Source organism: Lysinibacillus sphaericus, assembly GCF_002982115.1.
In the GTDB taxonomy this organism is placed as follows: domain Bacteria; phylum Bacillota; class Bacilli; order Bacillales_A; family Planococcaceae; genus Lysinibacillus; species Lysinibacillus sphaericus.
In genome coordinates this window covers 3,266,964-3,281,931 of record NZ_CP019980.1, presented here as the reverse complement: position 1 = coordinate 3,281,931, position 14,968 = coordinate 3,266,964, and the positions used below count along the sequence as shown (strand labels likewise).

Here is a 14,968-nt window from a genome sequence, read left to right as displayed (position 1 = left end):
AACATTAACTACCTAAATAAATTTTTTTATTATAACAATAGATATAACGTTAGGCTCTTTGTACTGTAGGAGCATACAATTGTTTGTTTACGTACGTTAAAAATAATCAAAACATTTTTAGTTGAAATGCAATATGGAAATAAAGAAATTCCTTTAACTTAAAACTATTCTACGCAATGTTTTTTGTGTAGGAATATTGCAGTTTATGTTCTCATCTTTAAGGCATTTGCATAATCATCAAATATTCTAGATAATATAAAATGGTAAAATTTTCATTTATGCAAGTGATGAACGATTCAACAATGAAATTTATAAAATGGAGGTTCATATAGATGGTAGATCGTGTTCTTAAACATTTTGGATTAGATGCTGTATTAGTCAGTGAGGTGGAAGATTCCAATAGTTCAACAGTTGTTAAATGTGCACTACGTAATAAGGAAAATGTTTTTGTGAAGATACCTTTTTCAAAATTAAAATATCAACGAGAGTTAGAAGCGTATGAGCTATTAAAAGGAAGGGTAGCTATACCAGACATGCTGGATTGTTGGGCTGGTGATGAAGCCTGTACAGGAGCATTTTTATTATCCGAATTAAAAGGTAAACCGTTAACATTTGAAGCTCCACCAACAGTAGCTTATCAAGTAGGGGTCTTGCACGCATCCATCCATTCCGTCCAACCTCCTGTTTTGCACAAATTAATCGGCATTGATAATGAGTTTGCTAGTTGGTCTAATTTTGTGGAACGCCAGTTTTATAGTTTTGCAGAAGATGTTAAAGATGTGGTAGATGTTTGTTTATACAATCACGCCATGGCTCATTTTGAAAAAATGAAACAACAGCTCCCATCGCCTGATGGACCAAGTTTGATCCATATGGATTTTCGGCCAGCGAATATTATTGTGGATGCTAATAAAGTATTAGGTACAATCGATTTTGAATCTGTCCGATTTGGTTCCACCGAAATAGATTTTACAAAACTATATCGAGATTTTTTAAGTCGGGATATTACATTATTTCAAGCTTATCAAGAAGGATACAACAGTATTAGGCCATTAATCGATTTAGATGTGGTATTGCCTTTTTATCGATTTACAGATGCTTTCAATAGTATCGGATGGTGTAAACGCCGTGGACTTGAGAAAAATGCTGTGTTTTTGGAACGGAATTTAGTTATTTTGGAAAAATTGCTAAAATAATGGGTAGTCACGTAAAATAACGGAACAAATATGTCTTATTTACTTTAGGACTTGAAAAGAAGATAAAATAAAGAGGTATAGTCATATGATTATAGTATCAAAAGACCATTTTCAGTTGATTAAAACGAAACTTAATGAAGCACCAACGTTTGTATTTAGCATATTGGATTCGATGATTAAAGGAACGGTTTATGCAGATGCTGTTGATTACAAGACATTGCTAATCGCAACGGATTCAGGATTAAATTATGTTGCCGGACAGGTATTAGATGAACGATTCCTTCAGCACCTCGTAAAAATTTTTGATGCATCTGTAGAGCAAGGAAAGCGCTTTACATTATTTTCACCTAGTGCAGCGTGGGATCGTGAAATTGAAAAATATCTGAAGCAGCAGGTAGGCAAAGTCCAGCGTTATGCTTTTTCATTTGACGCACAGACGTATAAAAAAAGAAAAAACAGTGATAAAAGCGAATATGACGTAGCTAAAATTGGGCAGGCGGATATCCAACATTGTTTGGAGTTTGACCACAAATATTACGATACATATTGGGATTCAACGGATAATTTTATCCAAAATGGAATAGGATTTTGTGTCAAGGATAATGAGCAAATTATTAGCGCAAGCGTATCAATTTTTAAATCTACAAAATTTGCTGAAATAGATATTGCGACAGATTCCCATTATAGAGGAAAAGGATTAGCAAGTATCGTTGCGGAACAATTTATCGATGATTGCTTAGCCGCTCATATTCAACCTCGTTGGGACTGTGATATTGATAATCAAGCTTCAATTAATTTAGGGACTAAATTGGGTTTTATAAATCCGCGGCCCTATAGCGTTTACTTTAAAATTAGACACGATGCTAATGGTCCGTGTTAAAAGTATTTTTCTTCGTCTTCATATGACACATTTATCGTTTTGTAGTCATACACTAACTTTGGGGTGAATGAATTGCCAAGAGTAAAATATCGTGATGCAGACATTGACTTAATGGCGAGGATGATGAGAGCAGAAGCTGTAGGTGAAGGGAAACAAGGGATGTTGTATGTTGGCAATGTGATTGTCAATCGGCTAGTTTCCAATTGTTTAGACTTTAAAGATTTAAGATCAATTGAAGATGTTATTTATCAAGTCCAAGGCGGAAATTATTCATTTGAAGCAGTTCAAAAAGGAAATATGTTCTATCAAAGAGCAAGAGAAACGGAGAAAAGATTAGCTAAACAAAATTTAGATTATTGGCGAGAGCACCCAGGGAAATACGCACTCTGGTACTTTAATCCGTACGCGCCGTGCCCACCTACATGGTACGGTCAACCATTTGCAGGACAGTTTAAAAACCATTGTTTTTATGAACCAGCACCTGACACATGTGATGGAGTTTATATTGGATAGGCAGTACAGTTGCTATAGTAACGATTAGAAGCTGGGACAAAAGAGAAAAAGTGTTAGATTGATTGTCAATCTAACACTTTTTTGCTGCGCCGTTATTGTCCGCTTCGGCGGTGCTTTCCGAGGGCACACACGTAAGCCGAAAACCTTCGCTAACGCGCAAAATGCCAGCGTCTTACGATGTGTGCATTCTGAGCAGGAGTCACCGCCTCCGCTACCAACAACTAGCGAACCCTTCTAATTTTTTATTTATTGCAAAAGCAAGAATAGCTAAGTGTGGTAGTTTTCCATATAGCAAAAATTTATGAACACCTTTGTTCTGTTCCTTAAATTTTTTTAGTTATGTCCCATCCTTTTTTATATGCTTCAATTTTTATGGTCTGTTACCAATATTTTCTTAACTAATGGTTGCGTTTTAAAAGGAAATCTTATAAGGTAAATAGTAGTGGTGTAAATTTACACTTTTAAGAATAAGGAGGTAACGGCAATGAGGGTTATACAATCGATACTAGTGTTTATAGTTTTGTTATTTTTCACAGGAATAATTGCTTTGACTTTAGTACTAAATGGAGATATCCATTTTTTAAATCTTCTTTTTGTGTTATCAATTAGCCTCTTTTTATTTATTACGTGTATGATTTTTGACTGGTTTACGACAAAAAAGCGCAAAACATTGTTCGCCACGATTATTGGTGTAGCTCTGCTTATTGCTTCTGTAGCACCGATTCAGTACTATTATAAAATGAATATGGCTACTGTTGATGCTGAAATCGATGTATCTGCCTATGAACCTTTTACAGTACACAATAAGGTTGTGAAAAATAGTCAAGACGCGTCCTTACACTTGGAAGAGCCACTTCCGCGTATAGATGGAGCAACGGCGATGTACCCGTTATATGCAGCCTTTGTAGAGGCTACCTATCCGAACAAAAGCTATCCATACTATGATAGCGAGGTGAAAGTAAGTCGAACGCCTGAAGCTTATCAAAATTTAATTGCTGGTGATGTAGATGTGATTTTTGCAGCAGCCCCATCAGATTCACAAGTAAAAGTCGCGGAAATAAATGGGCTGACATTTGCTATGACCCCGATTGGGCGTGAGGCTTTTGTTTTTTTTGTGCATCATAAAAATCGCGTTGAAAATCTTTCACTTGAACAGCTGAAGCAAATTTATGCAGGTCAAATTACAAATTGGCACGAAGTTGGTGGCGATAATGACTCTATTCGCGCATTCCAACGACCAGCTGATAGTGGTAGTCAGACGACGTTAGAAAAAATTATGGGCGATACACCTATAATGGAAGCACCTGCAGAAAATGTAGCAACTGGCATGGGTGGCATAATCCATGAAGTTTCTCAATATCGCAATTATAAAAATGCAATTGGTTATACGTTTAGATATTACTCGACAGAAATGGTTGGGAATAATGAAATACAATTACTGTCCATTGATGGTATTGAGCCGACAAAGGAAAATATTCGCAATGGTACATATCCACTAATATCCGAATTTTACGCAGTAACTGCTGGGACGGATAATCCAAATGTTAAAAAGTTTATTGATTGGATTGTGTCGCCTGAAGGACAGGCATTAGTTGAAAAGGTTGGTTATGTGCCAGTTGAAAATGATTAGCTTATTGGCTATAATGATGGTAACAATTCGATATGATAGTTTTCTAGGGTTCCGTAGCGCTAGCTAGTCTGGTCCGAGAGAAAACCACAAAATATATTTTGTGACACGGAAGGATAAAAGCCTGGGAGATACTGTTGAAAAACAGTGTTTCTGTAGGCTTTTTTTTATTTGTCGAAAATGGAGGGATTTAAAATGAACAAACAATGGATTAGTGTCTTTGTAGCGGCTTTTTTTGAAGTTGGCTGGGTTATTGGCTTAAAGCATGCTAATAGTACTCTAGAATGGCTAGGAACAGCAATTGCTATTTTTATTAGTTTCTATTTATTAATTAAGGCTGGAGAGCGTTTACCTGTTGGCACGGTTTATGCAGTGTTTGTAGGTTTGGGGACAGCAGGTACGGTATGTGCTGATAGTCTGCTGTTTGGAGAGCCGTGGAAACTAGCAAAAATTTTGTGTATTGTCGTTTTACTCGCAGGTGTTGTAGGCTTGAAGCTTGTGACGGGTGAGCTAAAAGAGAAAGAGGTGAAGGGATAATGGCGTGGGTAGCATTAGTCATCGCTGGACTTTGTGAAATGATGGGTGTTTTTATGATTAGTAAGTACAATGAAGTGAAAAATATAAAAAACCTAGTCTTATTAATTGCCGTATTTACGGTTAGTTTTTTAGGGCTTGCCTATGCCATGGAAACCTTGCCGATGGGAACAACCTATGCCATTTGGACGGGAATTGGGGCAGCAGGGGGAGCTATACTAGGCATGTTGTTCTTTAATGAATCGAAAGATTGGCGAAGAATCGTCTGTATTGTGCTCGTTTTAGGAGCTGCGATTTGTTTAAAATTGTTATCTTAAGTAGTGCCAGTCACCCAAACAATTTTAAACAATTTCATTGTAAAGTAAAAATCCACCTAGACTCTTGCTGGAATGTGCCAGCAGAGAGTAAGGTGGGTTTTTTAGCCCTTAAAGGACTGTATGCAGCGTTCTTTTTCGTTATTTTTTTATATCTTTCGTCCATTCAGCAACTTTTTCTGGGTTATCTTTAATCCATTGTTTTGCTGCATCTTTTGGGTCATCGCCATTTAAAATATTTAGCATAACAGATTCTAAATCTTCTGATGTCCAGTGGAAGTTATCTAAAACAGTATAAACATCGGGGTGGTCTTCTTTTAAACCTTTGCGAACAAATGTATTAATCGTTTCTTCTCCGCCATAAACACCTTTTGGATCTTCTAAATACTTCAGATCATATTTGGCAAATTTCCAGTGAGGAGACCAACCTGTAACGATAATTTCTTCTTTATTTTTAATTGCTTTCGACAGTGCTGTTGTCATCGCTCCTGAAGATGAAGTTAAGAAGTTCCAATCAGAAAGATTATCATATTCTTCTAACGCTTTTTCAGTTGCTGCCGTAATTCCAGCACCTGGCTCGATGCCTGTAATTGTATGGTCTGCTTCATTTGTTAAATCTTCAATAGAATTAGCATCCATGTAACTTGGTACGACTAAACCAATTTTCGCACCTGCTAAGTTTTCGCCAAGTTCATCTAAGTCACTTTTATATTTTTCATATTGTGATCCATGTGTATGTGGCAACCATGCAGCGACCATGCCATCTGCTTCCCCTTTAGAAACAGCTTCCCACATAATAGCGTTATCAAGCGGAGTTAAAGTAACATCATACCCTAAATCTTCTAAAACTTGACCGACAACGTTTGTCGAAGCGATTTCAGTATCCCATTCAACGTAGGCTAAATTAACATCTTTTGCATCTTCTTTTTTAGTGGTATCACCTTCGTTACAAGCGGCTAGTAAAAAGCTTAGCCCTAGAGCCATCCCTAATTTTGATAATGTTTTTAGTTTCATTCAAATCTTCCTTTCTTCTCTACGTATTTAGCATTTTAGTGACATAATGCGATTGTAACTTGCTGATATAATGCTAAAATGCGCTATTACAGCTCTTTTTTTCGATTAAAGCTTTGAGTTAAGCGATCGATAATAATCGCGAAAATCACGAGTCCTAAACCAGCAACAAATCCATTACCGACTTGTGTACGTTGCAATGCTGTTAATACTTCACGACCAAGTCCTGGTGCCCCAATCATCGACGCGATAACAACCATTGATAGAGATAACATAACCGTTTGGTTAATACCGGCCATAATGGTTGATTTGGCAAGTGGAATTTCTACTTTAAATAATTTTTGTGCTGCGGTACTGCCGTATGAATCAGCAGCTTCTACTAATTCTTTTGGTACTTGTCTAATTCCTAAATTTGTCATACGTACAGTAGGGGGCAATGCAAAAATAACGGATGCAAATACACCAGGTACAATGCCAATGCCGAAAAAGGCAACTGCGGGGATTAAATATACGAAGCCAGGCATCGTTTGCATAAAGTCAAGAATTGGTTTAATAATATTTTCAGCAACGCTTGACTTGGACATTAAAATACCAAGTGGGATACCGATGATGATAGAAATGATACTAGAGAATAATACGAGTGTTGTCGTTTCCATCAAGTGATCCCATAAACCTTGATTGTAAATAAATAACAGACCTATTAGTGTAAAGCTTGCAAGCCCCAATTTTTTGCCTACAGCGAAAAATGCTAAAATAACGACAAGTAAAATAAGAATAATAGCGGGAATGCTAATTAATAAATCCGTGACCTGGTTCATGAGTAGTTTTCCGTATTTTTGTATCACATCGAAGAATGCTGAAAAATTACTCGTCAACCAGTCCATGGCTGATTCTACCCATGGGGCAAGTGGTAAGGTTGGAATATTGTCTAAAAAATTATTCATGTGTTACGTCCTCCTCAGTGCATGTTGAAAGTGCTTCGATAACCACGCCACGGATAAGAACACCAAGTAAACGTTCGTCTTTCACAACTGCAATAGGAGTAGGGGAGTTATGAATCATGCCTAAAATATCCTGTAAAAGCATATCTGGAGGAACGGTTAACATTTCGGATTGAACAATCGAATGTACTGTTTGTTCCTGTTTTTTAGCAGCCGCTAGTGCATCATCAGCAGTAATAAATCCTTTCAAATGTCTGTTTTTGTCAACAGCAATTAGTAAACTAACAGCTTCTTGACGCATTCTTTTCAGTGCAACTGTAGGTCCATCAAGGTCAACGTTGACATATACTGGTCGAACCATTACGTTTTCAGCTGTTAATACTTTAGAGCGATCGACATCTTCAACAAATGTTTTTACATATTCATTTGCTGGATTCGTTAAAATTTCTTCACCAGTCCCAATTTGAATAATAGAACCGTCCTTCATTATGGCTATACGGTCACCAATGCGTAGTGCCTCATTTAAATCATGGGTAATAAATAAAATTGTTTTTTTCAATGTTCGTTGTAAATCGAGTAATTCATCCTGCATTTCTTTCCGAATCAAAGGATCGAGAGCAGAAAATGCTTCATCCATTAATAAAATTTCTGGATCGTTTGCGAGTGCGCGTGCTAAGCCAACACGTTGTTGCATCCCGCCAGATAGTTGGTTTGGATATTGATCTTTATAGGCAAGTAAGCCTGCGTTTGCTAAAGCTTGTTCTGCTTTAGCTTTGCGCTCTTCTTTAGAGATACCTCGTATTTCAAGACCATACTCGGTATTTTGTAGAAGTGTACGGTGAGGGAATAAACCGAAGTTTTGAAAAACCATACTCATTTTGCTTCTTCTAGCGGTTCGTAAGCTTTCTTTTCCCATTTTAGAAATATTTTCGCCATCAATATAAATATTGCCACTCGTTGGTTCGATAAGACGATTCAACAGTCGAATAAGTGTTGATTTCCCGCTACCAGATAAGCCCATAATGACGAAAATTTCTCCTTCATTGACGGTAAAGCTAGCATCATAAACACCAACCGTTGCACCTGTTTCTTTTAAAATATCTGTCTTGCTTTTTTGTTGTTTGACGAGTTCTAAAGCTTGAGGAATATGCTTACCAAAAACTTTAGAAACATGTTCTACTTTTATTTTTTCCATAGAACCGCTCCTTTCAAAAACTAATCCCACTTACAAATATACAGTGAGATACAACCTCAATTAGTAGAGGGAGAATGTAGTTACTTTAAAAACAAATCTGTGGGCGAATTGTTTTATTTGAAACTATTTGAGGATAATGAAAACCAAAAATGAACAAGTAACAACTTAACGTTAACAAAGAGTTGTTACTTTTGTCAAATCGATAAATGAGAAAAAATCCGCATAAACGCTGTTATATCAGCGCTTATGCGGATTTTAATTTGGATATAAAAAGCTCTGCACGCGGCCTAAGCTTTCATCATTGCCGATAAAGTAAATAATATCTCCTTCTTCAATTGAAGCATATGGTCCTGGTGAAAGTAATAATTCATTGCCACGACGGATACCAACAATCGTGCTAGATGTATTTTGCCAAAAATTTAATTCTTGCAATGTGTGATGAATACACGGGCTATCAGCTGTCATTTCAATTTGATATGGAATAAAAGGATTAACGGAACGGAAATGTTCAGTGCGACTAATTAGTTGTTTTGTTTTTTCTTGTAAATACAACAATTCCTGTTGTTGTTTTTGAATACTGATCAACAGTTCATTTTGTAGTTCATGAACAGATTGAACATCTTGGAACTGTCGGACAAAGCGCGCCGCCATTTCATACGATTTAATGATGACACCGCTACCTTTGGATGCTTCGACAATTTCTAAATCTTGCAACACGGCTATCGCTCTTCTTGCCGTTTCAGCCGATACATTGTATTGGCTAGCCAATGAAGATCTTGCATAAATTTTATCGCCAATTTGATATTTTTTTTCTACAATTTTTGAAGCAAGGTCTACCGCTATTTGCTGGTATTTTGGTTGCTTTACTTGAACATTTTTTTCTAAGTTCATGCTTAAACTTCCTTTCGTCATAACAAACCTACCTTCGCTTATTATAGACTAGCCTGCACAGAAAAAATAGCATCTCCATAAGCTATTAGTATAGGTTCTAAGCATCATTTAACAGCTTTCTATTCAAATATGATATTTTAGTAGAAAAGAGCTGTTGTTTGACAGTTTTAAGTTATTATTATAAACTAAGTTACGTTAAGTAAGTTAAATATAATGAAATGTTCAGTTAGTAAATATAACCTAAATGTTTAACATAGAAAGTTGGCGATAAATATGACAATTACTACTAAAGTAGTGGATATAGTGAAGGACAAAATGACAATTGTAAAGCATTCAGAAACTGAAAATATTTGTCTTGTAGGTCCTGTGAAATTACCTGTTAAGCAAGGTGAATTTTCAGCGACATTCCAATGGTATAACTGGTTAAAAATTGATAGTAATCTATCAAAAGAAGAAATAATTGATGGGCTAGCAACAGCAAATTTAGCATTTTCTCAGCAATCATCTGTACTTGTTTATGGGGATTTTGCAAATGAGGAAGATGTTTTAATTCGTATGCACAGCATCTGTCATACAGGTGATATCTTTGGAAGCCAACGCTGTGACTGTGGCTACCAGTTGCATGAATCGATGAAAATGATTGTAGAGCATGGTTGCGGTGCGATTTTCTATTTAGCAGACCATGAAGGGCGTGGCATCGGATTATTCTCAAAATCGCTTGCGTATTTACTACAAGAAGAAGGTTTAGATACAGTAGAAGCGAATCATGCACTTGGCTTCCAAGATGATACGCGCTCTTATGAAGAGGCGATTACGGTTTTAACGGCTCTTCGTTCAAAACCTGTAACACTAATTACGAACAATCCGAAAAAGCTAGCCGCTTTACAGATGCACGGTTTAACAGCAAATGGACATATCCCGTTATGGGGTGGGGTAACAGAGACAAACCGCTTTTATTTAGATACAAAAGTTGAAAAATCTGGTCATATCCGTGACATGAAGTAAGTGGAGGGTGTAAAGATGACGACAGATGAAAAATATATGCAATTGGCATTAGATTTGGCGGCGAGTGCAAGAGGGAATACGAACCCAAATCCTCTTGTAGGTGCTGTTATTGTAAAAGATGGTGTTATTGTAGGCACTGGTTTGCATCGTAAAGCCGGGGAGCCTCATGCGGAAGTGCATGCCTTTCGTATGGCGGGAGAGCACGCTAAAGGTGCTACTCTTTATGTTACGCTTGAGCCTTGCTCACATTTTGGTAAAACGCCACCTTGTGCGAATTTAGTTAAAGAATCTGAAGTGAGTCGAGTTGTAGTAGCGATGCAGGACCCGAATCCAGCTGTAGCGGGCAAAGGTATACAATTGCTACGTGATGCAGGCATTGAGGTGGAGGTAGGTGTACTAGAAGAACAATCTCGACGTTTAAACGAACGTTTTATACACAATATGCTTACTAAACGTCCATTCGTTATTTCAAAATATGCTATGACATTGGATGGCAAAATTGCAGCGCATACAGGGCATTCCAAATGGGTAACGGGTGCAGAAGCTCGGGAAGATGTGCACCATATTCGTCATGAAGTAGACGCCATATTAGTCGGCGTTGGAACAGTGATTGCTGATAATCCATCTTTAACGACGCGATTAAATAATCGACAAGGCAAGAATCCTATACGAATTATTATGGATAGCTATCTTCGTACACCAGCACATGCAAATGTATTAAATGTAGAAGAAGCGCAAACGATTATTGTCTGCAGTGAGGAAGTCAAACAAGAGCAAATTAGCACTTTTGAGGCAAAAGGTGTTACGGTCCTCCCTGTGCGAAGAGATAATGAAGGATTGCATATTGATGATATGTTAGAGAAACTTTATGTACTTGGTATTACAGATATTTTAGTGGAGGGTGGTAGCGCAATTAATGCCTCATTTTTACAAAGTGCTGCCATCAATAAATATATCATCTATGTAGCGCCTAAAGTTTTAGGTGGTCGTCTATCATTAACACCAATCGCTGGTTACAATGCAGCAACGATGGATGAAGCATGGGATGTTGAATTTGATTCATTTAATAAGTTAGGGCAAGATTTACGCATTATTGCTTATCCGAAAAAAGGTGAAGGAAAGTGAATTATCATGCGGATGTTTGTATTGTCGGAGCTGGACCAGCTGGTGCACTTCTTGCGCATTTGCTAGTTAAAAAGGGTCTATCCGTCATACTATTGGAACAAAACGCAACGCTTGGGCAGGCATTTCGTGGTGAGCATTTAAACGAAGAAGGTGAGGCGGTTCTCAAAAAGCATTTTCTTTTTGAAGCGGTTGAAGCACTTGGTTTATTACGAATGGAGAAATTAGAATATTATGCGAAGGGCGAAGTCATTAAAACGATTGTTCCAGATGCCATTATAGGGCATTTAGGTATTCATGTGCCTCAAGCTCATTTGCTTAAGGGAATACTTCAACAAACAGTTCACTTTCAAAACTTTAAGTGTTTCTTGCATACTAAAGTGACAACACTTTTGATGGATACTTCAGGGCGATATATCGGTGTTGTGGCTAGGAAAGACGATGAAACAATTGAAATCAAAAGTCAGCTTATTATAGGAGCGGATGGTCGATACTCGACTATTCGAAAGCGAGCCCATATTGCCAGCCAAAAACAGAAACATGGTTTTGATTTACTGTGGGCGAAAATTCCAGCTCCTCAAGATTGGGAGCCAGCTATTAAAATGGCATTAATTGATGAAAAACAATTGTCGCTATTCTCCCAGACTGGGGGCTTTATTCAAATTGGTTGGAATATTGAACAAGGAAATTTTGCGCAGCTGAGAAAGCAGCCATTTACACCGTTTGTTCACAAGCTAATTGAGGCCTTTCCACAGCTAGATGATATTGTTACACACTATATTCAATCATGGCAGGACTTTGTGTTACTCGATGTATTTAGTAGTCATTGCGATTGTTGGGGTACAGCAGGACTTGTTCTGTTAGGTGATGCTGTTCATACCATGACACCTACTGGCGCATTCGGCTTAAATAGCGCGCTAAAAGATGCAGATTGTCTTGCATCCTTACTAAACAAAGAGACAATTAGTCAATTTAATGTGCAAGATTTTCAACAAATGCGAGCACAGGCGATTGAAGAAGTATTAGCGCAGCAAATTGAAAAAGAACAGACTTTTGCCTTTCACTTCATCGATAGGGCATCTTGAGAGGAAGAAAACATAGATGAAATTTGGTTTTGATATAGATGACACATTGATCAATTTACGGGCACATGCTTTTTCACTTTATAATAAAAAACTAGGTAAAGATATCACACTGGAAGCCTTTCATGCTTTAGAAAGAGTGGAGATTCATGAGCCCTTTGGCTTAACAGATGCAGAAGGCGCCGCAATGTGGAATAGTTCTTTAGAGGAAATATACTTTACGGATTGTCCAATTTTTGAAATGGCCCTTGAAACGCTACAAACATTACATCAAGAGGGGCATGAAATTTATTATATTACGTCACGTCCGAAGCAATATTGTCAGCAAACGCAACAATGGATGAAGGCTCAAGGTTTTCCTGTGGAAGAGGGGCATTTCTATTGTGGTATGCAAGACGCGGAGAAAGTGAACATTATTAAAAAACTTGTATTAGATGTTTATGTAGATGATAAACCAGCTGTATTAGAAACACTACAAGACATCCACACAAAAGTGATATTAAAAAACCAATCTTACAACCAGTATGTGAATTTACCTCGAATGCATCATTGGCATGAGTTTTTAAGCAAAATGAATGATTAAAAGGAATGGTATAACGGGTTTCGTTGTACCATTCCTTTTTGTTTTAAAACAGTTGTTTTTCAATATTTGCAGCGACTTTTAGAATCGTTGCAATTAAATGATTTTCATCGTAATCATTGTAACGGACTTCCGGTATAACGAGTGTGACGGAAGCGATAATTTGATGCGAAGCATTTAATATTGGGGCTGATACAGAACAGGCGCCGCGCACCCGCTCACTATTACTTATGGCAAAACGTTGCGCGCGAATTTGCTGTAATTCGTTTAATAGCTGTTCTTTGGAACAAATCGTCTTATCGGTAATTGGTTCAAGTGTGATATGTTCTACATAATCTTCAACATTTGGCATAAATGCGAGTAATGTTTTAGAAGATGCACCTGCATAAAGTGGGGAGGTGTCACCTACATACATTTTCGTTGATAGAGGGTAGGTAGAATCATAGTTTACTATACAGCGCCTTTCTAAGCCGTCGATAATATTCATCGAGACACTTTCACCCATATCTTCATTGAGCTTTTTTAAAATAGGCTCTGCAACAATAATTAGACTGGACTCTTGTTTGACTAGGTTTCCTAAATAGAGCAGTGAATGACCTAATTGGTAGCGTTTTGTTCCCTCATCTTTATGAAGAAATCCTTCATACACAAAGGTAGAAACAAAACGTTGTAAACTGGAGATGCTAATACCTGTTTTTTTACTCAACTCTGTTAAAGAGAGGTTAGGTTCTTCTTTTGTAAATGCTTTTAATACTTTAATCGCTTTGTGCAACGATGACATTGTATAGTTTTTTTCGAAAGTTTCTTGATTCATCTCGTCACCTACTTACATAAATTTACTTTCGCTTATCGGCTATAACCTTTATCTTCATGAGGGTTGTATGATGATAAAATTATTACTATTATAGCGTAAATTTATTTCGGTAGAGACGATTTTTGGAATTCATTTGTATGTTCCCCAAGTATAGGTGGAGCTAATTTATATTGAATATTTAAATTTGAAAACTGCAACGGGTTTTTGACGAATTTTATTTTGCCATATTTTTTGTGTTCGATTTCTCCAATCATGTCACGTGCCATAACTTGTGGTTGTTCAAGTGCTTCCGCAATGGAATTCACACGACCTCCGGGTATTTTATATTGTTGTAATAACGCAATCCATTCATCACGCGTTTTAGTTATTGTAATGTCCGAAATGAGTTGTACCAGTTCTACTTCATGTTGCTTTCGCATCGTGTTTGTTATAAAACGTGCGTCGGTTGCCCACTCTTGACGTTCAAGCATTGTGCAAAATTTTTGAAACTGCCCATCAGTACCAACACATATCATTAAAGGACCGTCTGCGCAGTTAAATACTTGATAGGGCGCTACGTTATTATGCCGATTTCCTAAACGTTCAGAAGCAAATCCTGTATTTAAATAGGCACTCGCAACATTTGCTAAGCTACTCATTTGAACATCCAATAATGCTAAATCAATAAACTGCCCGTTATTCGTTATATCTCGCATTCGTAATGCAGATAAAATACTGATGACGACATAATGGGAAGTTAAAATATCTGCAATTGGGACACCGACTCTTGTCGCCTCACCATCCGTTGCACCTGTTACATGCATTAATCCACTCATCGCCTGTATGACCGGATCAAACCCTGGTTCGTAGGCGAGGGGACCTGTTTGACCAAAGCCGGTCACCGCGCAATAGATGAGTTGCGGATTTATTTTTTTTAATTCCTCATAGCTTAGCCCCATCCGCTCCATATCACCAGTTTTAAAGTTTTCAAGAATAATATCTGCATCCTTTACTAGCTCTTTAAATTTTTCCTTGTCCTCATCTGTTTTTAAATCTAATGTTATCGATTTTTTATTGCGATTGGCACATAAATAATAGGTGCTTTGTTCATTTAAAAATGGACCCCAGTCACGCATACTATCAGAGCCATCGGGATGCTCTACACGTATAACTTCAGCACCTAAATCAGCTAGCAACATGGAGCCGGCAGGAGCGGCATAGACACGTGATAAATCTAACACCCGAATATTATTAAGAGGTTGCATATGGTTTCCTCCCACAAAC

General features: G+C 37.5%; 16 protein-coding genes and 1 riboswitch. Of the genes, 10 read left to right on the top strand and 6 right to left on the bottom strand.

Annotated features, from left to right (window positions below):
• Window positions 1–332: 332 nt before the first annotated feature.
• The 6 genes from LS41612_RS16340 to LS41612_RS16315 all read left to right on the top strand — a co-directional run bounded on the left by LS41612_RS16340 (window position 333) and on the right by LS41612_RS16315 (window position 5,067).
• A complete protein-coding gene (locus tag LS41612_RS16340) occupies window positions 333–1,196 on the top strand; it encodes a phosphotransferase family protein (RefSeq protein ID WP_024361433.1) in 864 nt (287 codons plus the stop codon).
• Window positions 1,197–1,281: 85 nt separating this feature from the next.
• On the top strand, window positions 1,282–2,076 hold the full coding sequence (locus LS41612_RS16335) for a GNAT family N-acetyltransferase (RefSeq protein ID WP_024361432.1): 795 nt from the start codon (window positions 1,282–1,284) through the stop codon (window positions 2,074–2,076).
• 72 nt (window positions 2,077–2,148) lie between these two features.
• Window positions 2,149–2,589 carry a cell wall hydrolase gene (locus LS41612_RS16330; RefSeq protein ID WP_024361431.1) on the top strand — a complete coding sequence of 147 codons (441 nt, stop codon included), beginning with the start codon at window positions 2,149–2,151 and terminating at the stop codon, window positions 2,587–2,589.
• A 484-nt stretch (window positions 2,590–3,073) separates the two neighbouring features.
• The gene (locus LS41612_RS16325) at window positions 3,074–4,219 is read left to right on the top strand and encodes a PstS family phosphate ABC transporter substrate-binding protein (protein WP_024361430.1); all 1,146 of its coding nucleotides are present in this window, start codon (window positions 3,074–3,076) and stop codon (window positions 4,217–4,219) included.
• Window positions 4,220–4,251: 32 nt separating this feature from the next.
• Window positions 4,252–4,349: riboswitch (guanidine-I (ykkC/yxkD leader) on the top strand.
• 62 nt (window positions 4,350–4,411) lie between these two features.
• Window positions 4,412–4,753, top strand: coding sequence for a DMT family transporter (locus tag LS41612_RS16320; protein WP_024361429.1), 342 nt, complete (start codon window positions 4,412–4,414; stop codon window positions 4,751–4,753).
• Complete coding sequence (locus LS41612_RS16315; RefSeq protein WP_024361428.1) at window positions 4,753–5,067, top strand: DMT family transporter; 315 nt, start codon at window positions 4,753–4,755, stop codon at window positions 5,065–5,067. Before LS41612_RS16320 ends, LS41612_RS16315 begins: the two co-directional genes overlap by 1 nt.
• A gap of 138 nt (window positions 5,068–5,205) precedes the next feature.
• On the opposite strand, the gene LS41612_RS16310 is transcribed toward LS41612_RS16315, so the two are convergent.
• The 4 genes from LS41612_RS16310 to LS41612_RS16295 form a co-directional block, all read right to left on the bottom strand.
• Window positions 5,206–6,078: a glycine betaine ABC transporter substrate-binding protein gene (locus LS41612_RS16310; RefSeq protein ID WP_024361427.1), complete on the bottom strand. Its 873-nt coding sequence runs from the start codon at window positions 6,076–6,078 to the stop codon at window positions 5,206–5,208.
• A gap of 86 nt (window positions 6,079–6,164) precedes the next feature.
• Window positions 6,165–7,019, bottom strand: coding sequence for an ABC transporter permease (locus LS41612_RS16305; protein ID WP_024361426.1), 855 nt, complete (start codon window positions 7,017–7,019; stop codon window positions 6,165–6,167).
• Entirely contained in the window at window positions 7,012–8,211 is a 1,200-nt protein-coding gene (locus LS41612_RS16300) for a quaternary amine ABC transporter ATP-binding protein (RefSeq protein ID WP_024361425.1), read from the bottom strand. The genes LS41612_RS16305 and LS41612_RS16300 overlap by 8 nt, the downstream gene beginning before the upstream one ends.
• A 255-nt stretch (window positions 8,212–8,466) precedes the next feature.
• Window positions 8,467–9,102 (bottom strand): TrkA C-terminal domain-containing protein, encoded by a 636-nt coding sequence (locus LS41612_RS16295; protein ID WP_024361424.1) that lies wholly within the window; start codon window positions 9,100–9,102, stop codon window positions 8,467–8,469.
• A 273-nt stretch (window positions 9,103–9,375) separates the two neighbouring features.
• Here LS41612_RS16295 and LS41612_RS16290 point away from each other — a divergent pair, with 273 nt between their 5' ends.
• From LS41612_RS16290 to LS41612_RS16275, 4 genes are read left to right on the top strand one after another with little or no spacing between them, the layout of a single operon-like run.
• Window positions 9,376–10,107 (top strand): GTP cyclohydrolase II, encoded by a 732-nt coding sequence (locus tag LS41612_RS16290; RefSeq protein WP_024361423.1) that lies wholly within the window; start codon window positions 9,376–9,378, stop codon window positions 10,105–10,107.
• Window positions 10,108–10,122: 15 nt separating this feature from the next.
• Window positions 10,123–11,232, top strand: coding sequence for a bifunctional diaminohydroxyphosphoribosylaminopyrimidine deaminase/5-amino-6-(5-phosphoribosylamino)uracil reductase RibD (gene ribD, locus LS41612_RS16285; protein ID WP_024361422.1), 1,110 nt, complete (start codon window positions 10,123–10,125; stop codon window positions 11,230–11,232).
• Complete coding sequence (locus LS41612_RS16280) at window positions 11,229–12,314, top strand: FAD-dependent monooxygenase (protein ID WP_024361421.1); 1,086 nt, start codon at window positions 11,229–11,231, stop codon at window positions 12,312–12,314. Before ribD ends, LS41612_RS16280 begins: the two co-directional genes overlap by 4 nt.
• 16 nt (window positions 12,315–12,330) lie before the next feature.
• Entirely contained in the window at window positions 12,331–12,894 is a 564-nt protein-coding gene (locus LS41612_RS16275; RefSeq protein ID WP_024361420.1) for a 5' nucleotidase, NT5C type, read from the top strand.
• Window positions 12,895–12,937: 43 nt separating this feature from the next.
• Here the strand turns inward: LS41612_RS16275 and LS41612_RS16270 are convergent, their stop codons facing one another.
• Window positions 12,938–13,705, bottom strand: a complete 768-nt coding sequence (locus tag LS41612_RS16270; RefSeq protein ID WP_024361419.1) for an IclR family transcriptional regulator — start codon at window positions 13,703–13,705, stop codon at window positions 12,938–12,940.
• A gap of 101 nt (window positions 13,706–13,806) precedes the next feature.
• Window positions 13,807–14,949, bottom strand: coding sequence for a CaiB/BaiF CoA transferase family protein (locus LS41612_RS16265; RefSeq protein WP_024361418.1), 1,143 nt, complete (start codon window positions 14,947–14,949; stop codon window positions 13,807–13,809).
• Window positions 14,950–14,968: the final 19 nt, after the last annotated feature.